Genomic DNA, 22,013 nt, shown 5'->3' with positions numbered 1-22,013 from the left:
ACCGCGGCAATAGCTGCGGTCTTGTTATGACCAGGATAAAAATTATGAGCACCAATCCAAAACCCGCATTTAGACGCATTCTTCTTAAATTAAGTGGCGAAGCACTGATGGGCGACGAAGGCTTCGGCATCGACCCTAAAGTATTAGATCGCATGGCTCAGGAAGTGAAAGAGCTGGTTGAGCTGGGTATTCAGGTGGGTGTGGTTATTGGTGGTGGTAATCTGTTTCGCGGTGAAGGCCTAGCAAAAGCAGGCATGAACCGTGTGGTGGGCGATCACATGGGTATGCTGGCAACGGTTATGAACGGCTTGGCAATGCGAGACGCCCTGCACCGTGCCTATGTTAATGCTCGTCTGATGTCAGCTATCCCGTTAAAGGGTGTGTGTGATGATTACAATTGGGCTGAAGCGATCAGCTTGCTAAAATCTGGCCGAGTGGTTATTTTTGCTGCCGGTACAGGTAATCCTTTCTGCACGACCGATTCTGCGGCCTGTTTACGCGGCATTGAAATCGAAGCTGAAGTCGTATTGAAAGGCACTAAAGTCGACGGTGTATACTCCGAAGATCCAATGAAGAACCCAGACGCCGTTAAGTATGATGAAGTGACTTATGCGGAAATTCTGGAAAAAGAATTAAAAGTAATGGACTTAGCCGCCTTTACTATGGCGCGTGATCACGACATGCCTATTTTAGTCTTCAACATGAACAAGCCTGGCGCTCTACGCCGCGTTATCATGGGTGAAGAAGAAGGCACGCTGATCAGAGCGAAAAAAGTTATTTAATGACCAAGAAGGACATTTAACGTGATTGAGAACATTAAGAAAGATGCCCAAGAGCGTATGGGTAAATGCGTTGACGCGACTAAAAACCAAATGGCAAAAGTGCGTACCGGTCGTGCCCACCCAAGCCTGCTGGATTCCATTCAAGTCTCTTACTACGGCACTATGACGCCACTAAACCAAGTGGCTAACGTGGGTGTTGAAGATTCACGCACTCTGTCTGTGACTGTGTTTGACCGTAGTGCTATCCAAGCCGTTGAGAAGGCTATTATGAGCTCTGATTTAGGTCTGAACCCTATGTCAGCTGGCGCGACATTACGTATTCCATTACCCGCGTTGACTGAAGAACGTCGTAAAGACTTCATCAAAGTGGTGCGTAACGAAGCTGAAAACGGTCGTATTGCTATCCGTAACGTGCGTCGTGATGCGATTTCTGAAGTGAAAAAGCTTGAAAAAGCTAAAGCTTGTACTGAAGATGATGTGCGTCGCAGTGAAGAAGAAGTGCAAAAGTTCACCGATGCTCACATTAAAAAGGTCGATGAGATTTTAGCGGCCAAAGAAATTGAGTTGATGGAAGTCTAATCTCAGTTCGATAAGCTAGAGTTGATGCGCCGTGTAGGGGTATACTACACGGCGTTTGTCTATTTTAAAGGGCTGTATTAGATGTCATCCACAGTGGAACTTGATCCGCACCCTAGGACGAGTGAGAGTGATTTATACACTCAAACGACCTTGCCGGGACAATTACCCGAACTCGTGAAACAGTCGTTACCTAAGCATGTTGCTATTATCATGGATGGCAATGGGCGTTGGGCACAAACCCAAGGTAAACCACGAGTGATGGGACATAAGGCTGGTGTTAAGGCCGTTAGAAGAGCCGTAAGCACGGCAAGCCAATTAGGCATTGAATCGCTAACCTTATTTGCATTTTCTAGCGAGAATTGGCGTAGACCCGATAAAGAAGTCAGCTTGCTGATGGAGTTGTTTTTTACCGTATTACAGCGCGAAATTAAATTGCTGGATAAGAATCAGGTTAAGCTCAACATTATTGGCGATATCAGCCGCTTTTCGGCGCGATTACAGAAGCAAATTGCTGCTGCTCAAGAGAAGACATCTCGCAATACTGGCTTGGTTCTGAATGTTGCGGCTAACTATGGTGGCCGTTGGGACATACTTCAAGCAGCACAAAAATTAGCGGAAAAGGTCGAAACTGGCGAAATGACCAGCAGTCAGTTCACCGAAGAAGCCTTAAGTGCACATTTGTGCATGCAAAATCAGAGTGAAGTTGATTTAATGATCCGCACGGGCGGGGACTGTCGCATCAGCAATTTTGTGCTGTGGCAGGCGGCCTATGCAGAATTGGTGTTTACCGACACCCTTTGGCCTGATTTCGATGAACAGGCTTTTCATGAAGCGATAGCCATTTTTGCAAGTCGCCAGCGCCGTTTTGGTCTGACTGGAAGTCAGATTGATGAGATGCGTGCATTGTAAAACCTCATGAGGGATTTTTTTTGCTAAAACAACGAATAATAACAGCAACTTGGTTAGTTCCATTAGTTTTGGGGGCGATATTTTTGCTCCCTGCCAGCTACTTCGCCTGGGCCTTAGTTGCCGTCTTCCTTATTGCGGCAAAGGAATGGGGAAGAATTATCGATAATCAGTGTGATGTCACCCAGTGGAGCTTTACCTTCACAGTCGGTATCTTATTGGTGGCAATTAATCTGATTGTGCCAATTGATGCAGTTTGGTTAAGCCATCAGTTACATCCTATCTATTTGGCCATTCTCTATATTGGCGCATTCTGGTGGTTAGCATCATTATTATTAGTGGTAACTTATCCTAAAAGCGCTAAGTTCTGGCAAAAGAACCCTATGTTTAAGTCCATGTTTGGACAGTTAACCTTAGTGCCTTGCTTTGTTGCTCTTATCGCGCTCAAATCCATTAGCTCACAAACTTCACCCTATTACGGCCCAGTATTAGTACTGTTAGTGATGTTGATTGTGTGGGCCGCGGATTCTGGTGCTTACTTCGTCGGTAAAGCGATAGGTAAAACGAAACTGATGCCTGCAGTGAGCCCTGCTAAAACCTTGGAAGGCTTAGTTGGTGGTTTAGTGACGACTATGCTCGTGGTTGCAGGTGTTATGTATTATTCGCCAGAGCAAGAACTGGGTTTAGTTGTGGCAGTGACCTTATTTGTTGCTTTAGTGTCAGCGCTGGGCGATTTATCTGAGAGTATGTTTAAGCGTGCGGCCTGTATTAAAGATTCTGGCACTATTTTGCCAGGTCACGGCGGCGTGCTCGACCGCATCGACAGCCTGACTGCAGCCTTGCCGGTGTTTACCCTGATCTACATTGCATTCTGGATGTAACGCTATGCAAAATATGGTGATTTTGGGTGCTACCGGTTCAATTGGTGCTAGTACCTTAAGCGTGATTTCGGCTAATCCATTGGCTTATAGTATCTATGGATTGGTGGCCAATGCGAGCGTTGATAAGATGCTGGCTTTGTGTGTAGCCCATAAACCGAAAGTCGCGCATATGGTGGATGAAGAGGCTGCGAAACAGTTACGCGCCGTTTTACCCGCTGCGCTCAATATCCAAGTCACTACTGGCATGAACGATTTACTCGGTTTAGTGACGGCTGCCGAAGTGGATACTGTAATGGCAGCGATTGTCGGGGCGGCAGGGCTAGTACCAACCCTTGAAGCCGTGAAGGCGGGAAAGCGAGTATTACTGGCCAATAAAGAAGCTTTAGTCATGTCGGGTGAGTTGTTTATTGAGGCGACTAAGCGCTCTGGTGCTGTGCTCTTGCCCGTGGACAGTGAGCATAATGCTATCTTTCAATGTTTACCCCTAGAAGTACAGGCTAACCTCGGCCGTTGCGATTTAGCTGCGTCGGGTATATCCCATATTTTGTTAACCGGTTCTGGCGGACCTTTCCTGCGGTCGGAACTTGCGACACTTGCGGCCATGACGCCTGCCCAAGCCTGTAAACACCCTAATTGGTCCATGGGACCTAAAATCTCTGTTGACTCCGCCACTATGATGAATAAGGGGTTAGAGTTCATTGAGGCGCGGTGGTTGTTTAATACTCAGGCTGAGCAACTTAAAGTGGTTATTCATCCGCAAAGCGTGATCCACTCTATGGTGCAGTACCGTGATGGTTCGGTTATCGCCCAAATGGGTAACCCAGATATGCGCACACCGATTGCCCATTGCATGGCTTATCCGCAAAGAATTCATTCGGGCGTTGAACCTTTAGATTTTTTCAAAGTCGGACAGTTAAGCTTTTATGAACCTGATTTTGAACGTTTCCCCTGTTTGGCTTTGGCTATGGAGGCGTGTGCCCAAGGCCAAGAGGCAACAACCGTATTAAATGCTGCCAATGAGGTCGCTGTTGAAGCATTCTTGCAGGGGCAAATTGGTTTTACGCAAATTGCAAAAGTGAATGAGGCTTGTTTAGCCACTGTGCCTAAACGTCCTATGGGCAGCATAGAAGATATTTTAGCCTTAGATGCGCAAACCCGCGTCTATGCGCGTGAGACATTAGCGAGCATCGCTTACCAATAGCTGAGTGATTAAATTTATAACGTAAGGAGTGGGATGTTAGATTTTTTATGGAACTTAGGTTCTTTCATCGTTGCACTGGGTCTGTTAATTACTGCCCACGAATACGGCCATTTCTATATCGCGCGACGTTGTGGCGTGAAAGTCGAACGTTTCTCCATTGGTTTTGGTAAGGCTATTTGGCGCCGTGTTGGTAAAGACGGCACTGAATATGTGTTAGCTATGATCCCCCTTGGCGGCTATGTCAAAATGCTCGATGAGCGTGTTGAAGACGTTCCCGATGAATTAAAAGATCAAGCGTTCAATCGTAAAACCGTATGGCAACGTATTGCGATTGTGGCCGCAGGTCCAATTGCTAACTTTATTTTTGCCATCGTTGCCCTGTATTTTATGTATTTGATTGGTGTGCCATCACTTAAGCCTGTGATCACCTCGACGACCCCTGGGACTGCTGCTGCGCAAATTCAAATCACAGAGCCAATGCAAATAACGGCCATTTCCGGTCAGGCTGTGCGTAACTGGGAAGAAGTGAATTTAGCTTTAGTCGGCCACATAGGTGATGAAAGTCTGAGTGTATCGCTAACGCCATTGAATGGTTTGCAAGGTTTGGATTCTAGTGCGCGGTCTTACACCTTAGATACGCGTAATTGGCGTTTTGATCCTGAAAAAGAATCCCCGATTACGGCATTAGGGTTAGGGATTTATCGTCCCGAAATCGTCCCCACCATTGCTGCAATTAGTCCTGACAGTGCCGCTGCGAATAGTGAGCTAAAAGTCGGTGACACCTTAGTCGCAATAAATGGTAAAAATTATACCGATTGGCAGGCTTTTGTTGACATTATTCAACATTCTGCCAATGTGCCTGTGAGTTTAACTGTGCGTCGCAATGGCGAACAGTTTAATGTGGCAGTGACACCCTTAAGCAGTAAAAATGCTGATGGCCAAGAGATAGGTATGCTCGGGGTGAGCCCAACCCAAGCACAATGGCCAGACAATATGCGTTTACAACTTGAATATGGACCAATCGATTCTTTCGGCATAGCAGCGGATAAAACATGGCAACTTGTTGCTGTGAGCTTTAAGATGATTGGCAAATTATTTACCGGCGATGTGTCGGTGAAAAACCTGAGTGGACCCATTTCGATCGCACAGGGTGCGGGCAGTAGTGCAAACTATGGCTTGGTCTATTTTCTCGGGTTCCTCGCGCTCATCAGCGTCAATTTAGGCATCATTAACTTGCTGCCTTTACCTGTGCTCGATGGGGGACACCTGCTGTATTACTTTATTGAAGTAATAACTGGTAAACCTGTACCTGAAAAGGTGCAGGAAATAGGATTCAGATTTGGGGCAGCAATACTGCTGATGTTGATGAGCGTTGCGCTTTTCAATGATTTTGCCCGACTCTGAGCAAGGACAGACTAATAATTAGAAGTGCTCTATGAGATTGAATAAACTTTTTGCCTCGATGTTATTCGTCGGTGCGTCGTTTTCAGGGACTGTGTTGGCAGATACTTTCCAACCGTTTGAAGTGACCGACATCCAAGTTGAAGGTTTGCAACGAGTTGCACTCGGTGCTGCCTTGTTAAGCTTACCAGTAAAAGTAGGTGACACTGTTGATCAGTTAAGAATCCAGCAAGCGATTAAAAGCTTGTATGCATCGACTAACTTTGAAAATGTCTCCGTGAGCCGAGATGGCGGCGTATTAGTGGTGAAAGTCACTGAACGTCCAACTATTAGTGCCGTGACATTCGATGGCAACAAAGACATTAAAGACGAACAGTTACAGGAAAGTCTGGACGGTTCTGGCGTTAAAGTCGGTGAGTCGCTCGATCGCACTATGTTGACCGGTATTGAAAAGGGTTTGCAGGATTTCTACTACGGCGTGGGTAAATACGGCGCGAAAGTGGAAGCCCAAGTGATTAACTTACCCCGTAATCGGGTTGAGCTGAAATTTAAGTTTACCGAAGGTTTAGCGGCCGAAATCCGCCAAATTAATGTGGTCGGTAATCATGAGTTCACCGATGCTGAGTTGATTGGCATGCTGGAACTTAAAGATTATGTAGCTTGGTGGGATCTGTTCGGCGAACGCCGTTATCAGAAGCAAAAGCTGCAGGCCGATCTCGAGACCATCAAAACCTATTATCACAATAAAGGTTATATCCGCTTCGAAGTCACCTCGACTCAAGTGGCTATGACGCCTGACCGTAAAGGTTTATATATCACCATCAACGTAGATGAAGGTGAGAAATATAAAGTTAAAGAAGTAAACCTGACGGGGGATTTGATGGGCCGTGAAGAGTTGATGAAATCAATTCTGCCAATCAAAGCGGGTGATATGTACAACGGCGGTGATGTGACTTTCACCGAAGAAATGTACAGCAAGTATCTAGGCCGCTTCGGTTATGCTTACCCTGAAGTGAAAACCTACCCTGAAATTGATGATAAGACTAAAGAAGTCACCTTAAACATCAATGTTAAACCGGGTAAACGTGTTTACGTACGGGCGATTAACTTCACTGGTAACACAGTGACTAAAGATGAAGTGATGCGCCGTGAGCTGCGTCAGATGGAAGGGGCTTGGTTAAACTCAGCGCAAGTTGAGCAATCTAAAGCGCGTCTTAACCGTTTGGGCTTCTTCGAAACCGTTGACACTGAAACCATTCAAGTGCCGGGTACTGATGACTTAGTTGATGTTGCGGTTAAAGTGAAAGAGCAGCCATCGGGCTCATTTAACGCGGGTGTCGGTTATGGTACTGAATCAGGCCTGAGCTTGCAGTTTGGTGTACAACAAAACAACTTCTTAGGTACAGGTAATCAAGCGGGTATTAGCTTGAGCACCAACAAGTACTCTAAAAACGTTAACTTATCCTATACCGATCCGTACTGGACAAAAGACGGTGTGAGTTTAGGCGGGAGCGTTTATTGGAGTGAGTTTGACGCCAATGAAGCTAACTTAGAACGCTATAAAAACAGTTCGTATGGTGTGGCGCTTAACTCGGGTTTCCCGATTAACGAATACAACCGTATCAATGGTGGTATTGGCTATCGTCACAACACGATTTCTGAGATCTCAGCTTATGAGCAGGCGCTGCGTTTCTATAACATCTATCGTGATGACGATCCAAACGCGGACTTAAGTTTCGATAACTTTGAACTCAGTCTGGGCTGGTATCGTAGCACCTTGAACCGTGGCACTTTCCCAACAGATGGCTCGTCCCAGCGTCTGAACGGCAAAATGACTTCGCCAGGGTCTGATTTACAGTATTTTAAGACAGACTTTGACACTAACTACTATTTCCCTGTTAACCGCAGTCAGAGCGTTGTGCTCTTGGCCCGTGGTCGATTAGGTTATGGTAACGGTTATGGTCAATTTAATGATAATGACCAAATTTTACCTTTCTGGGAAAACTATTACTCAGGTGGTAGTAGTTCGCTACGTGGCTTTAAGTCGAACTCTGTAGGTCCACGTTCATTCTATCTCTATCGAGGTAGTGAGCCGTGTGCACCGGATCCATCGGGCGATGGCTGTAGCTTGCCTGGCGATCCTAATAGTATCCAAGTCAGTTCTGGCCGCTCTATCGGTGGTAATGCCCTTGCAACGGCAAGTATGGAGTTGATTGTACCAACCCCATTCCTGGATGAGGCTTACACTAACTCAGTTCGTACTAGCTTCTTCGTCGATGCGGGTAACGTCTGGGATACTGAGTTTGATTACGAGTCATATCAAACACTTCCGGCGGACGAGTTTGCTAAGTTACAAGACTATAGTGATCCAGCTCGCCTGCGCGCCTCTTGGGGCTTGAGTGTGCAATGGTTATCACCTATGGGACCTATGGTGTTCAGCTTGGCGTGGCCGCTTAAAGAATATGAAGGTGACCAAACGGAGATCTTCTCTTTCAATATTGGCAAAACTTTTTAAAAGGCATACACTCGGCAAGTTTTGCTGACAATAACAAGGTAACAAGGAGTTTATTTTGAACAAGATGGTAAATTGCGCGCTGATGACGTTAGTTTTGTTAGGCGCGCCGTTAGTGGCACATGCTGAGAAAATTGCCGTAGTGGATATGGGCGCTGTGTTTGAACAGCTCCCACAACGTGAACAGATCTCTCAATCTCTGAAGAAAGAGTTTGGTGATCGCGTAGCTGATGTCCAAAAAATGCAAGAAGAAATGCGTTCTCTGATGGAGAAGCAGCAACGTGATGGTGCGTTAATGAACGATGCACAAAAAACTGAGCTGGTTCGTAAAATGGAATCGCTAAAATCTGAATATCAGTTAAAAGGCAAAGCATTGGATGAAGACCTACGTCGTCGCCAAGGTGAAGAGCAAAATAAACTGTTAGTTAAAGTGCAAAAAGCCATCAACACTATCGCTGAAAAAGACCAATATGATTTGGTATTACAACGTGGTGCTGTCATTTATGTTAAGCCTAACGCTGACATCAGTGGCAAAGTGGTTGAAGCCTTAAGCAAAGGCAAGTAATAGATGAATAGTGTGACTTTAAAAGAGCTATGCCTGTTATTAGACGGTGATATCCAAGGCGACGAAACGCTAATTATTAATAGTGTGGCGACCTTAGAAAATGCCAAGGCGGGTCAGATCTCTTTTTTAGCCAACAGTAAATACCGCTCTCAGCTTGAGGCAACTCAAGCGAGTGCGGTGTTATTGTCAGCTAAAGATGCGCAGGATTATCAAGGTACTGCGTTAATTGTAAAAGATCCATATGTCGGTTTTGCTCGTGTTGCTCAGTATTTGGACACTACACCCAAAGCGGCGGTGGGTATCCATCCTTCGGCACAAATTGATCCTTCAGCCCATTTAGGGGAAGGTGTCTCTATTGGCGCGAATGCTGTGATTGGTGCGAACGTCATTTTAGGTGAAAATGTGCAGATTGGTGCCGGTGTTGTGCTGGGACAAGATGTGGTTATTGGCTCAAAAACACGTTTGTGGGCTAATGTCACCGTCTATCACGATGTGCATTTAGGACAGGATTGTATTATCCATTCGGGTGCCGTATTAGGCTCAGATGGTTTTGGTTATGCTAACGAACGTGGTCAGTGGATTAAAATTCCGCAGACAGGTGGCGTGCGTATTGGCGATCGGGTTGAGATTGGGGCTAATTCAACGGTAGATCGTGGGGCATTAGGCCATACAGAGATCCACGACGGTGTGATTATTGATAACCAAGTACAAATTGCCCATAACGATATAATCGGCGAAAATACTGCTATTGCAGGCAGTACTACTGTCGCAGGCAGTGTCACTATTGGTAAATATTGTATTATTGGCGGTAGCTGTGCCATCGCAGGTCATTTGAGCATTGCCGATGGTGTGCATGTGTCTGGTGCTACCAATATCACCACTAATATGCGTGAGCCTGGTTTATACTCTTCTGCCACCGTGGCAATGGACAATAAACTTTGGCGTAAAAATACAGTTCGTTTCCGTCAGTTAGATGAACTGTTCCAGCGTGTTAAAACGTTGGAAAAAAATTTAAAAACACCAGATTAATTGCCCCAAGGCAATTTGAGGAACTCGGTTCGTGTCTAATCAAATGAACACTATGGATATTAAAGAAATACTTAAATATCTACCCCATAGATATCCATTCCTATTGATCGATCGTGTGCTTGATTACACTCCTGGTGTTAGTCTGCAGGCGATCAAAAACGTTTCAATAAATGAGCCATTTTTTCAGGGACATTTCCCGATACAACCTGTGATGCCAGGTGTGCTTATTTTAGAAGCGATGGCACAGGCAACTGGCCTGTTAGCCTTTAAAACGATGAGTAGTGATGTACCACCACCAGGTGTGCTGTATTACTTTGCTGGTATCGATAATGCGCGTTTTAGACGTGTGGTTGAGCCAGGAGATCAAATTCATTTTGATGTCAAAATGATTAAAGAGCGCCGCGGGATTGGCGTTTTCTACGGTGAGGCCAAAGTGGATGGTGAAGTGGTTTGTTCCGCTGAAATCATGTGTGCCCGCAGAGAGATTAGTCAGTGATAGATACATTAGCGTTTGTGCATCCCGATGCAAAAATTGGCAATAACGTCACTATTGGCCCTTGGACCTATATCGGTGCGGGCGTCGAAATTGGTGATGATTGTTGGTTGAGTTCCCATGTGGTGGTCAAAGGCCCAACGATTATCGGCAAAGGGAATCGTATTTTTCAATTCGCCTCCGTTGGTGAAGAATGCCAAGACAAAAAGTACGCTGGCGAGCCGACACGACTGATCATTGGCGACAATAACGTCATCCGTGAAAACGTGACCATTCACCGCGGTACAGTTCAAGATAACAGTGAAACCCGTATTGGGTCGAATAACTTGTTTATGAACTATGTGCATATCGCCCATGACTGTGTGGTCGGCGATAATGTCATCATGGCGAATAACGCATCTATTGCAGGTCACGTGCACGTCGGTGACTGGGCGATTTTAGGCGGTATGACAGGCGTACATCAGTTTGTGCATATTGGTGCCCATGCGTTTACTGCCGGTTGTTCTTTAGTTTTGCAGGATGTGCCTCCTTTTGTGATGGCAGCGGGTCAACCGACAGTGCCTCGCGGCTTAAACAGCGAAGGTATGAAGCGTCGCGGTTTTTCTAAAGAAAGCCAGTTAGCCGTGCGTCGTGCTTATAAAACCTTATACCGTAGCAGTTTAACGGTAGAAGAAGCGATTGAAGCATTAGCTGAAGATGCGCAGAATGATGAGCAAGTCAAATTACTGCTTGAGTTTGTAAAGTCATCGAGTCGCGGCATTATTCGCTAACTTGATGACCACATGACAACAAAAGGGCATTTATATGCCCTTTTGTATTATTGGTTTAAGCCTTTTTTGTGGTAGACGTAGCCGTTAAAAATGCGTTTATTCATCAATGCATTCGACCATAAATGAGCTTAGTCATTGATTGAATCATTAACTTAACATAAGTGTAGGCTTGGAACGATGCATTTTAGGTGCGGTTTACCTCTTCATCCAATGCCATTAATTCATGAGACGTGATTGGTTTATGAGCAATAAAACTCCATTAGTGTTTGCCATGGTTGCCGGAGAACTCTCAGGCGATATTTTAGGTGCAGGTTTAATGGCTGCGCTGCAAAAGACCCATCCCGATGCGCGCTTTTTCGGTATCGGTGGACCCCGCATGGAAGCCCTAGGCTTCAAATCCCTGTTTGCGATGGAAGAGCTCGCAGTGATGGGAATCGTTGAAGTGTTATCCCGTCTACCTCGCTTATTAAAAGTGCGGTCATCCTTGATTAAAGAGATCACCGCGCTTAAGCCCGATTGTTTTATTGGCATAGATGCACCGGATTTTAATATAGGCCTCGAGCTTAAACTTAAAGCGCGCGGTATTAAAACCGTCCATTATGTGAGCCCATCCGTGTGGGCATGGCGCCCAAAACGTATATTCAAAATCGCGAAGGCGACCCATATGGTGTTGTCGCTATTGCCTTTTGAGAAAGCTTTTTATGACAAGCATCAAGTACCTTGCACCTTTGTGGGTCATACCTTAGCGGATGATATTCCGTTGCGAAGTGATAAAGCGGCGGCGCGCCAGTTACTCGAACTCGATGCCGATGCAGAATATTTAGCGATTCTACCGGGATCCCGTAGTGGCGAGTTAAAGCAACTGGCTGAGCCTTTCGTGAAGGCGGCTTTACTGATTAAACAGAACTTCCCTGATATACGTTTTGTGACGCCACTGGTCAATCAAAAACGCCGTGAGCAATTTGAGCAAGCGCTGAAGGATTTTGCACCGGATCTCGAAATTCATATGGTCGAAGGTCAGTCGCGCGAAGTCATGGCGGCTGCCGATGGCATTTTATTAGCATCTGGCACCGCGACGTTAGAAGCCATGTTGGTCAAGCGTCCAATGGTGGTGGCTTATCGTGTTAGCCCTATGACCTATTGGATTGCTAAGCGCATGATGCAGGTCGAGCGTTTCTCGTTACCGAATCTACTGGCTGGAAAAGATCTCGTCCCTGAGCTCATTCAAGAAGATTGCACGCCAGAGAAAATAGCTGCGGCGGTCACAGTCGAGTTAAATCGAGATTTTACGCCGCTCAAAGCTGAGTTTGATGCCCTGCACCAAGTGTTACGCCGTGATGCGAGCTTAAAAGCCGCTGAAGCGGTAATGGCACTGATTGAGCCTAAACCAAGTCATGCTAAATCGCTGGAGGCTAACTAGTGGCAACTTTTAAAAGTTTAACCGACGCCGATTTGCTGGCCTTTTCGACGGGATTAATTGCTGGTGTGGATGAAGTCGGCCGTGGGCCTTTAGTCGGCGATGTAGTGACTGCGGCTGTGATTTTAGATCCAAACAAGTCCATCAGTGGTCTGAATGATTCCAAGAAACTCAGTGAGAAGCGTCGCGAAGCTTTGTTTGATGAGATTTGTGAAAAAGCCCTGTGTTATCACGTGGGCCGCGCAAGTCCTGCTGAAATCGATACGCTTAATATCTTGCACGCCACTTTGTTGGCAATGCAGCGCGCGGTTGCTGGGCTTAAGATTGCGCCTGCGTTGGTGTTAGTCGATGGCAATCGCAGTCCGGCATTTGTTGCCCATAATGGCGTCTCACTTACCAGTCACAGTATCATTAAAGGTGATGGTTTAATTGCCAGTATTAGTGCCGCATCGATTATCGCCAAAGTGACGCGTGATCGTGAGATGGATGTGCTCGATGCTGCTTATCCGCAATACGGTTTTGCTAAGCATAAGGGCTATCCGACTAAGGCGCATTTTGAGGCCATCGCCGAACATGGGGTGTTTGACCAATATCGTAAAAGTTTCAAACCCGTCAAGGCATTACTGGGACTGTAAGCTGTGCTCCCAAGCTACCTGAAGATACGAGTTTCAGGTTGTTTGGGTATAAGTTCCCGTTATCCAGCAAAGTCACTGGCTCTGGCTGCGTGACTTTGTTAGTCTGCTTTCTAGTTATTGTTAACCTGCTATTCAAAGATAATCCTAATTATGTCCGATCCTCGTTTTGTGCATCTTCGTGTCCACAGTGACTTCTCTATGACCGATGGCGTGGCCAAGGTCAAGCCTATTTTGGCGCAGGTGGAAGCGCAGGGAATGGCCGCGGTCGCCTTGACTGACCAAAATAATTTTTGTGGTTTGGTGAAGTTTTACAGTGGTTGCCATGGTGCGGGGATCAAGCCGATTATTGGTGCCGATTTTTGGATGCAAGTGCCCGGATTTGAAGGCGAATTATGCGCCTTAACCATCATTGCGATGAACAATGTCGGTTATCAGAATCTGACCCAAATCATCAGTCAAGCCTATTTGCGTGGCCAAGTGGCCGGCCGTGTAGTGATAGACCAAGAGTGGTTACTCACTTATAACGAAGGCATTTTGCTGTTATCGGGCGCCAAAGAAGGCGATCTGGGTAAGGCACTGCTCAAGGGCAATGGTACACAAGTCGAGTCTTTATGTGAGTTTTATCAGACTCATTTTGCCGATCGCTATTTCCTCGAACTTATCCGCACGGGTCGTCCCGATGAAGAGCGTTATCTGCATATGGCCGTGGTCTTAGCGCAGGACAAGGGCATCCCTGTGGTGGCCACCAATCAGGTGGTGTTCCTTAAGCCTGAAGATTTTGACGCCCATGAAATTCGGGTGGCAATTCACGATGGCTTTACCCTTGCCGATCCGCGACGTCCTAAAAAATACAGTGAACAGCAGTATTTGCGTAGCGAAGAGGAAATGTGTGAACTATTCGCCGACATTCCTGCGGCGTTGGCGAACAGTGTCGAAATCGCTAAACGCTGTAATGTAACGATCCGTTTATACGAATATTTCCTGCCTAACTTCCCGACGGGCGATATGTCCATCGAAGACTTTCTGGTTGATTGTTCGAAGAAGGGCCTTGAAGAGCGGCTCGAGTTTTTGTTCCCTGATCCTGAGGTGCGCGCCGAGAAACGCGGCGAATACGATGAGCGCCTCGACATTGAACTTAAAGTGATCAACCAGATGGGGTTCCCCGGTTACTTCTTGATCGTGATGGAGTTCATCCAATGGGGTAAAGATAACGGTATTCCAGTAGGGCCTGGTCGTGGCTCGGGCGCGGGTTCACTCGTGGCCTATGCGCTTAAGATTACCGACTTAGACCCATTAGAATTTGACTTACTGTTCGAGCGATTCCTCAACCCAGAGCGGGTTTCTATGCCCGACTTTGACGTCGACTTTTGCATGGATAGACGTGATGAAGTGATCGACCATGTGGCCGAATTGTACGGCCGCGAAGCGGTATCGCAAATCATCACCTTCGGAACTATGGCGGCAAAAGCGGTTATTCGTGACGTTGGCCGTGTGCTGGGTCATCCCTACGGTTTCGTTGACCGAATTTCTAAACTCATTCCTCCTGAACCAGGAATGACACTGGCGAAAGCCTTTGAAGTCGAGCCAGCACTGCAAGAATCCTATGATGCCGATGAAGACGTAAAAGATCTGATCGACATGTGTCGCAAGCTCGAGGGTGTGACGCGTAACGCGGGTAAACACGCGGGTGGTGTGGTGATTGCACCGACAAAAATTACCGATTTTGCGCCGCTCTATTGCGATGCTGAAGGTAAAAACCCAGTAACACAATTCGATAAAAATGACGTCGAAACCGCAGGTTTAGTTAAATTCGACTTTTTGGGTTTACGTACTTTGACAATCATCGACTGGGCACTGGAGATGGTGAACAAGGTCGAGGTCAAAAATGGTCGCCCACCTGTGCGTATCGAAGCGATTCCGTTAACGGATGCGGCATCTTTCCGCTTGTTGCAAAAATATGAAACCACGGCGGTATTCCAGTTGGAATCCCGCGGTATGAAGGATTTGATTAAACGTCTGCAGCCCGACTGTTTTGAAGACATGATCGCACTGGTGGCATTGTTCCGTCCTGGGCCTTTGCAATCGGGCATGGTAGATAACTTTATCGAGCGTAAGCATGGGCGCGAGGAAGTATCGTATCCCGATTCTCAGTACCAGCATGAATCCTTAAAAGAACTGTTATCACCGACCTACGGTATTATTCTGTATCAAGAGCAAGTGATGCAGATTGCACAGGTGTTATCGGGTTACACGCTTGGCGGCGCCGACATGTTGCGCCGTGCTATGGGTAAGAAAAAACCCGAAGAGATGGCCAAGCAGCGCAGTATCTTTAAAGAGGGCGCAATCAATAACGGCGTCGACGGCGACTTGTCGATGAAGATCTTCGACTTAGTGGAAAAGTTCGCCGGCTACGGTTTTAACAAATCTCACTCAGCCGCCTATGCGCTTGTGTCTTATCAGACCTTATGGCTAAAAACCCATTATCCTTCGCAGTTTATGGCGGCGGTAATGTCGGCCGATATGGATAACACAGATAAAATTGTGACCTTGGTCGATGAATGCGAGCGTATGGGGCTACCGCTCATTCCTCCGGATGTGAACAAAGGCTTGTTCAAATTTACCGTCGATGATGATTTGCGCATTGTTTATGGCATTGGCGCCATTAAAGGCGTGGGTGAAGGTCCAGTTGAATCGATTTTAGAGGCGCGTAAAGATGGCCCCTTCGTGGATTTATTCGATTTCTGTGCCCGTATCGATTTGAAAAAGCTCAATAAGCGCGTGATTGAAAAGCTGATCTGCGCGGGCGCACTCGATACTCTAGGGCCGCATCGTGCGTCTATGATGGCAACCTTGCCCGAAGCGATTCGGGCTGCTGATCAACATGCCAAAGCCGAGGCGATTGGCCAACACGATATGTTTGGTTTGCTCAACAGTGAACCCGAAGACAGTAAGCAGCAGTTTGTCGAATGTACCCCATGGCCAGATAAAATTTGGCTCGAAGGCGAGCGCGAAACCTTAGGCTTGTATTTGACCGGTCATCCGATCAATCAATATTTAAAAGAGCTGAAGCATTACACGTCCGGTCGTTTGAAAGATGTGCATCCTACCGAACGCGGTAAAACCGCTAAGGCTGCTGGGTTAGTGGTGGCAACGCGAGTGATGCTGACCAAGCGCGGCTCGAAAATGGGTCTGTTGACGCTCGATGATAAGAGCGCACGTCTTGAAATCATGTTGTTTACCGAAGCCTTTGAAAAGTTTAATCATCTGCTGGAGAAAGACCGCATCCTCATTTGTGAAGGTGAGGTGAGTTACGATGATTTTGCCGGCGGTAACCGCATGACGGCGCGTAACATCATCGATATCAGTGAGGCGCGCAGCCACTTTGCCAAGGCGCTGGAAATTGATATGGATGGCAGCGAGTTAACGCCATCGGCGTTAGACACTTTCGAGCAAGCCCTAAGCCCGTGGCGTAACGGCGCCGTGCCTGTGGTGATCAATTACACTCAAGCTCAAGCCAAAGGTCAGTTTAGGTTAGCCGATGCTTGGCGAGTGAATCCGACCGATGACTTGATGCTCTCGCTCGAATCGCTCCTCGGGCCAAACAAGGTGAGAATTTTATTCTAATGTTGGCGAATGTCTTAGGTGCAAACAGATGAAGTTAACTTATGTCGGTTAAGCTTGACGAAGCGTCGACTGCTGGCGATCTCAGCGCGCATATCTGTGATTTTTTGGCTGCGCAATCCTTAGCGCCTGACAGCAAGTTAGTACTGGCTTACAGTGGTGGGGTTGATTCCGAAGTCTTGGCCTTTGGTTTAAGCCAGTTTGCACGGAAACATCCGGAGTTTAATTATCAGCTAGTGTATGTACACCATGGCATAAGCGATAACGCTGAGGCTTGGGCACAGCATTGCCTTGAGCGGGGCCAGTATTACGGCCTACCCGTGACGGTTGAGCGAGTCACGGTTAATCGTGGGCCAAGATTGAGCCTTGAAGCTGAAGCGCGAAAAGTGCGTTATCAGGCGATCGAGCGGCATTTAAGTGCCAATGATGTGTTGCTGACGGCTCACCATGAAGATGATCAGCTTGAGACTATTTTACTGGCGCTGAAACGTGGTCAGGGGCCGAAAGGGCTGGCGGCCATGGGACAAGTTCAAGCATTAGCACAAGGCAAACAACTGCGGCCGTTATTGGATATCAGCCGTGAGCAAATTGAAGCCTACGCGAAACATCAAGGCTTAGTGCATATCGAAGATGAAAGTAATCAAGACGATAAGTACGATCGAAATTTTTTACGCTTAGAAATCATTCCCCGCTTAAAAGCGCGTTGGCCGAGTATTGCGACAACTGCGAGTCGAAGTGCGGCATTGTGCGCCGAGCAACAGGCGACGCTGGATTTACAGGTGAGTGAACGTTTACCTTTATGGTTAACCCAAGCGCCTTACCATACTCAAAGTGTATTCAAGCTCGATGGTTTTGCCGAACAGTCAGCCGACTGGCAAGCGTTACTCTTGCGGGGTTTTATTGAATCCCAAGGTTTTGCTTTGCCCTCAAAGGTGCAGCTTAAGCAAATCATCACTCAGCTTCTTAACGCGAAAGACGATGCTAAAGTGCATATTCGAGTGGGTGAGTGTGAAATCCGCCGCTTTGCTAATCAAGTCTATTTATTCAAGTATCAAACTCACAAACGTCACACTCGGCCTGTGAGTTGGACCTTGACACAGCATGACTTTATTTCTTTATTACAGGGAGATAGTACCGAATTAGTCGTGTCGCCAGAGGGCTTAGCGAATGGTGAGCAGATTAGGCTGATAGTGACAGAACAAGGTCCCAGAGTCCGCTTACCTTGGCCTGATGAAGTGGTCAGTGTGCGTTATCAACTTGCGGGGCAATTTCGCTGCCACCCGCATTCTCGGGCTAAGGGGCGAGAATTAAAGAAACTGTGGCAAGAGTTTGCCATTCCGCCTTGGGTACGCGAAAAGGTGGGGTTTGTGTTTTATGGCGAGCAACTGGTGATGGCAATTGGGCTGTGGGTTGAAAAGGGCTTTATTGTTGAGTCGAATGGACTTGGTTTACAGGTGTTTGTTGAGGAAGCAAAGGAATTCTAGTCGAGAGTCAATCTTGGAATATTGGTGTGTTCTAGGAAAGCGAGAGGAGAGTGGAACGCAGCGCGTCAGTTTGATTTAGACCTTTATGGGGTACGCGCTGCGAGTGAGTTATCGCATTTCATTTGGCATCCCTGCGCGTGTTAAACTAATTGATTTTTGCTGAGTTTATAGCAGTTACGTCCGGCGGCTTTGGCTTGATAAAGCGCCTTATCGGCAAGTTCATAAAGTTGTTCGGCTTCAATGGTATCGTGTGATTCTGCCGCCCCTAAACTACAGCTCACCCCAAATTGATTGAAACTACTGTGCTGATTGATTACCGAGACAATCCGTTCACATAACAAGCCAGCCGCATGAATATTGCCTTGGACAATAATGACGAATTCATCACCACCAATCCGGAAGGCTTGATCTGTATTGCGTATGGTTGCACGAATGATGTCACCAAATTCCTTCAGAATATAGTCACCACATTTATGGCCGAATTTATCATTAAGTTGTTTAAAGTTATCAAGATCGAGCACTATGAGAGCGACTGCTCCTTGTTTTCGATGGGCTCTTGCGGTCGCATTACTGAGACTCTGACTGTAATAATGGCGATTGCCTAAGCCAGTGAGTGAGTCAAACATAGCTTGCATCGACATTTCTTGATATTGCAACGCATTTAATAAAGGTTGCAATAACAGCGGTTCAATATCCTGTAAGTTTGAGGTTTGTGATGGCGTAAATGGCGTCACCAGTTGGTACTGAATCGTTAATGGCATTCCTGCACACATGAGCTGTCGTTTGACGCTGATACCATAACGTTTGCCCCAGCTGAATTTGTGCTCTCCATAGGTTAAGCGCACGCCTTGGATCGGCAAGTGTTGTCCCAGCACTTTGCCATAGCAGGCAAAGACTGTCCTAGGATCTAAACTGGCATGCAGTTGTTGGATCACTTGTATCAAGTCCAATGGATTATCATTGGGACTATAATGTTCTGTTTGATAGCGATATTCGTCGGGATACAGCTCGGTCGCTAGGCCAAAGTCCATAATCATCACTCCAGCAAATGTTAGTGCGATACATCTCTAACCTAGTCTAAGCAAATACCGTGCCGCAATATTTGTTAATAAAATTTGTCTTTGTTAGTCATTCAGTTAAGCTTAAAACTCAGCGTTAGATTTTTTGACACGTCAGCATTTTGACAGGAGTCATAGCCCCAATGGAACATAGCTTTTTAATCCAAGTATTACTTATGCTCGTGATTGCCATTGTGGCCATTGCCGTGCTGCGTCGTTTGGGCCTACCCGCAATTCTGGCTTATTTACTCACAGGGGTTGTGAGTGGCCCGAGTGGTTTTCATTGGTTTACCCAGCATCAAATGCAATCTGTCGCCGAGCTTGGCGTTGTGCTGCTGATGTTTACCTTAGGCTTAGAGTTCTCTGTGCCGCGGCTGTGGGCCATGCGCCGGACTGTATTTGGCTTAGGCAGTGCGCAGATGGTGATCACGACCCTGTTGACCATGGGCGTGGCCCTATTGTGCGGCCTGAATTGGGTTGAAGCCTTGGTTATCGGTGCTGCCATCGCGTTGTCATCTACTGCTATTGTCCTCAAATTACTCAATGAACAGGGATGGCTGAGGCGCCGCCACGGCGAACTCTCCGTCAGCGTGCTTTTGTTCCAAGATTTAGCGGTTGTGCCGTTGTTGATCCTATTGCCATTACTGGCCAATGGCGGCGAACCTTTGATGGTCGCGGATATCGCCTTTGCCTTGCTCAAAGGCATATTGGCCTTTTTCCTCTTAATGGCGTTTGGTAAGTGGGCGTTGCCGCGGATATTTGATGAGGTTGCGCGTTCTCGCTCCAATGAGCTGTTTGTATTATCGACCTTAGTCGTTGCGCTTGTCACAGGGGCTTTTACTCAGTGGCTAGGATTATCTATGGCGCTGGGGGCATTTATGGCGGGTATGCTGCTGGGAGAAAGCCAGTATCGCCGCCAACTTGAGGCGGATATACGACCGTTTCGTGATCTATTGATGGGGCTGTTTTTCATCTCCATTGGCATGATGCTGGACTTTACCTTAGTGATACGTTTCTGGTGGCAGATACTGCTGATCTTAGTGGCTGTTGTGCTAGGTAAGGCGCTGATCATTCATGGCATTTTAAGATTAGTAGGTGAGCCTTTTCGAATTGCGATGAGTACGGCTATGAGCTTAGCTCAAGTGGGGGAGTTCAGTTTTGTGGTATTGGCTTTAGCGGTCAACTATCAACTTTTAAATAATGAGATCAGTACCATATTAGTCATGGTCGCCGTGCTTTCCATGGCAATAGCTCCTTGGTTAGTTCGTCATAGTGTGGATATTGCTAAGTGGGCGCTGGGGATCCGTCAGGCAAAGCATGTGGATGAAGCTGTGCCATTGATGATGGATGATCATGAGCTGGTGATGATTTTTGGTTACGGCCGAGTAGGACAAACCATTGCCCGTTTTTTAAAAACTGAAGCTGTACCTTATCTGGTATTGGATCTCGATCCAACGCGCGTCACTGAAGCGCGTCGTGCGGGCGAACCTATTTATTTCGGTGATGTGTGTAAACGGGCAATTTTAAAACAAATGGGCGTTAAACAGGCCAAGATGATCGTTATCACTTTTTGTGAGTCACGTAGTTTAGAAGAAGTCTTACCTTTATGTAAGTTATTGGCACCAGAGGCTAAAATTTTAGTTAGAACCAAAGACGACAGTGATCTAGACTTGCTTAAAAAGGCGGGAGCTAATCAAGTGATCCCAGAGTCTTTAGAGGGGAGCTTGATGTTAGTATCGCAGGTACTACACCAATGTGGTGTGCCATTGGCACGGATCCTAAAACGGCTAGAATCTGAGCGGCGCAATCATTATCAATTTTTACACGGCTTCTTTTCCGGTACAGAAACTGATTTTACTTTAGAGTCATTGCATGCGGTGGCATTACCGCGTGGGGCTGATGCGATTGGTAAAACCGTTGCCGATATCCTGTGGGAAACATTGAAAGTAGAGTTAAGGGCGATTCGTCGCAATGGCGCTGAAGTGGAACATCCTGAGCAGGACTGGGTTTTTCGTGCAGGGGATATCTTACTGATAGTGGGTAAACCACGACGACTTGAGAAAGCTGAGGCTAAGCTCCTACATGGCTAAAGGCCTGAGGTTCACTCTTTTGAGATGGATGAAAATGCAGATATAAAAATGCCGACATAGTGTCGGCATTTTTGTCTGGAACTTGTTAACTTAAATTAGACAAAGTCTAATTACAGAATAACTACGTTCGCAGCTTGAGGACCTTTTTGGCCTTGTTCGATGTCAAAAGAAACCTTTTGACCTTCAGCAAGAGTTTTAAAGCCTTCTGAAACGATTGCGCGGAAATGAACGAATGCGTCAGCGCCACCATTGTCAGGAGAAATAAAACCAAAACCTTTATCTTCGTTAAACCATTTAACTACACCAGTAGTTTTAGACATGAATGTCTCCAAAATTTTCAAACAAATAATTCGCAATTATGCGGTATGTTAGCCAGAAATAGAATTATTTACATTGATGATAAGTTATGAGTGGAAAGCTTCATGACAGCAAAAAAAATATTACAGGCGTAGCGAAGGTTTTCAAATACATAATATTGCTTATAAATAGGTCTGAATCACAGGCCGGAGTGCAGATTAACATACTCTAGGGGTTTGTATAGTTTTATTTTTAAATACTTCTCATATTGAAACTGCTTTTTTGCGACTTA

General features: G+C 46.5%; 18 protein-coding genes. 16 read left to right on the top strand and 2 right to left on the bottom strand.

Annotation, left to right across the window (positions count from 1 at the left end):
- Positions 1–44: 44 nt before the first annotated feature.
- The 15 genes from pyrH to tilS all read left to right on the top strand — a co-directional run bounded on the left by pyrH (position 45) and on the right by tilS (position 18,276).
- The gene (gene pyrH / locus KO533_RS07715) at positions 45–782 is read left to right on the top strand and encodes a UMP kinase (protein ID WP_006080981.1); all 738 of its coding nucleotides are present in this window, start codon (positions 45–47) and stop codon (positions 780–782) included.
- A 21-nt stretch (positions 783–803) separates the two neighbouring features.
- Positions 804–1,361 (top strand): ribosome recycling factor, encoded by a 558-nt coding sequence (gene frr / locus KO533_RS07710; protein WP_012088724.1) that lies wholly within the window; start codon positions 804–806, stop codon positions 1,359–1,361.
- A gap of 81 nt (positions 1,362–1,442) precedes the next feature.
- Positions 1,443–2,270, top strand: a complete 828-nt coding sequence (locus KO533_RS07705) for an isoprenyl transferase (protein ID WP_028760605.1) — start codon at positions 1,443–1,445, stop codon at positions 2,268–2,270.
- A gap of 20 nt (positions 2,271–2,290) precedes the next feature.
- Positions 2,291–3,148 carry a phosphatidate cytidylyltransferase gene (locus tag KO533_RS07700; protein ID WP_105249720.1) on the top strand — a complete coding sequence of 286 codons (858 nt, stop codon included), beginning with the start codon at positions 2,291–2,293 and terminating at the stop codon, positions 3,146–3,148.
- A 4-nt stretch (positions 3,149–3,152) separates the two neighbouring features.
- A complete protein-coding gene (gene ispC, locus KO533_RS07695) occupies positions 3,153–4,349 on the top strand; it encodes a 1-deoxy-D-xylulose-5-phosphate reductoisomerase (RefSeq protein WP_219253546.1) in 1,197 nt (398 codons plus the stop codon).
- 33 nt (positions 4,350–4,382) lie between these two features.
- Positions 4,383–5,753, top strand: coding sequence for a sigma E protease regulator RseP (gene rseP / locus KO533_RS07690; protein ID WP_028760602.1), 1,371 nt, complete (start codon positions 4,383–4,385; stop codon positions 5,751–5,753).
- Positions 5,754–5,784: 31 nt separating this feature from the next.
- Complete coding sequence (bamA, locus tag KO533_RS07685) at positions 5,785–8,265, top strand: outer membrane protein assembly factor BamA (protein ID WP_028760601.1); 2,481 nt, start codon at positions 5,785–5,787, stop codon at positions 8,263–8,265.
- A 64-nt stretch (positions 8,266–8,329) separates the two neighbouring features.
- Positions 8,330–8,827, top strand: coding sequence for an OmpH family outer membrane protein (locus tag KO533_RS07680; protein WP_028760600.1), 498 nt, complete (start codon positions 8,330–8,332; stop codon positions 8,825–8,827).
- A 3-nt stretch (positions 8,828–8,830) separates the two neighbouring features.
- Complete coding sequence (gene lpxD, locus KO533_RS07675) at positions 8,831–9,856, top strand: UDP-3-O-(3-hydroxymyristoyl)glucosamine N-acyltransferase (protein ID WP_219253544.1); 1,026 nt, start codon at positions 8,831–8,833, stop codon at positions 9,854–9,856.
- 31 nt (positions 9,857–9,887) lie between these two features.
- Positions 9,888–10,352: a 3-hydroxyacyl-ACP dehydratase FabZ gene (gene fabZ, locus KO533_RS07670; protein WP_006080990.1), complete on the top strand. Its 465-nt coding sequence runs from the start codon at positions 9,888–9,890 to the stop codon at positions 10,350–10,352.
- Entirely contained in the window at positions 10,349–11,119 is a 771-nt protein-coding gene (gene lpxA / locus KO533_RS07665; protein WP_028760598.1) for an acyl-ACP--UDP-N-acetylglucosamine O-acyltransferase, read from the top strand. The genes fabZ and lpxA overlap by 4 nt, the downstream gene beginning before the upstream one ends.
- Before the next feature lie 241 nt (positions 11,120–11,360).
- Complete coding sequence (gene lpxB / locus KO533_RS07660; RefSeq protein WP_219253542.1) at positions 11,361–12,539, top strand: lipid-A-disaccharide synthase; 1,179 nt, start codon at positions 11,361–11,363, stop codon at positions 12,537–12,539.
- A complete protein-coding gene (gene rnhB / locus KO533_RS07655) occupies positions 12,539–13,171 on the top strand; it encodes a ribonuclease HII (protein ID WP_219253540.1) in 633 nt (210 codons plus the stop codon). Before lpxB ends, rnhB begins: the two co-directional genes overlap by 1 nt.
- 150 nt (positions 13,172–13,321) lie before the next feature.
- Positions 13,322–16,795, top strand: coding sequence for a DNA polymerase III subunit alpha (dnaE, locus tag KO533_RS07650; RefSeq protein ID WP_219253538.1), 3,474 nt, complete (start codon positions 13,322–13,324; stop codon positions 16,793–16,795).
- 41 nt (positions 16,796–16,836) lie between these two features.
- Positions 16,837–18,276: a tRNA lysidine(34) synthetase TilS gene (tilS, locus tag KO533_RS07645; protein WP_219253537.1), complete on the top strand. Its 1,440-nt coding sequence runs from the start codon at positions 16,837–16,839 to the stop codon at positions 18,274–18,276.
- 140 nt (positions 18,277–18,416) lie between these two features.
- Here tilS and KO533_RS07640 read toward each other — a convergent pair whose 3' ends face one another.
- Positions 18,417–19,307: a GGDEF domain-containing protein gene (locus KO533_RS07640; RefSeq protein ID WP_219253535.1), complete on the bottom strand. Its 891-nt coding sequence runs from the start codon at positions 19,305–19,307 to the stop codon at positions 18,417–18,419.
- A gap of 170 nt (positions 19,308–19,477) precedes the next feature.
- On the opposite strand from KO533_RS07640, the gene KO533_RS07635 reads away from it, so the two are divergent.
- Entirely contained in the window at positions 19,478–21,424 is a 1,947-nt protein-coding gene (locus KO533_RS07635) for a monovalent cation:proton antiporter family protein (RefSeq protein WP_173245826.1), read from the top strand.
- A gap of 110 nt (positions 21,425–21,534) precedes the next feature.
- Here the strand turns inward: KO533_RS07635 and KO533_RS07630 are convergent, their stop codons facing one another.
- Positions 21,535–21,744, bottom strand: coding sequence for a cold-shock protein (locus tag KO533_RS07630; protein WP_006080998.1), 210 nt, complete (start codon positions 21,742–21,744; stop codon positions 21,535–21,537).
- Positions 21,745–22,013: the final 269 nt, after the last annotated feature.

The sequence above is a fragment of the Shewanella sp. NKUCC05_KAH genome (assembly GCF_019345585.1).
In the GTDB taxonomy this organism is placed as follows: domain Bacteria; phylum Pseudomonadota; class Gammaproteobacteria; order Enterobacterales; family Shewanellaceae; genus Shewanella; species Shewanella oncorhynchi.
The sequence above is the reverse complement of the archived record's forward strand: the minus strand, read 5'-3'. Positions and strand labels throughout refer to the sequence as shown.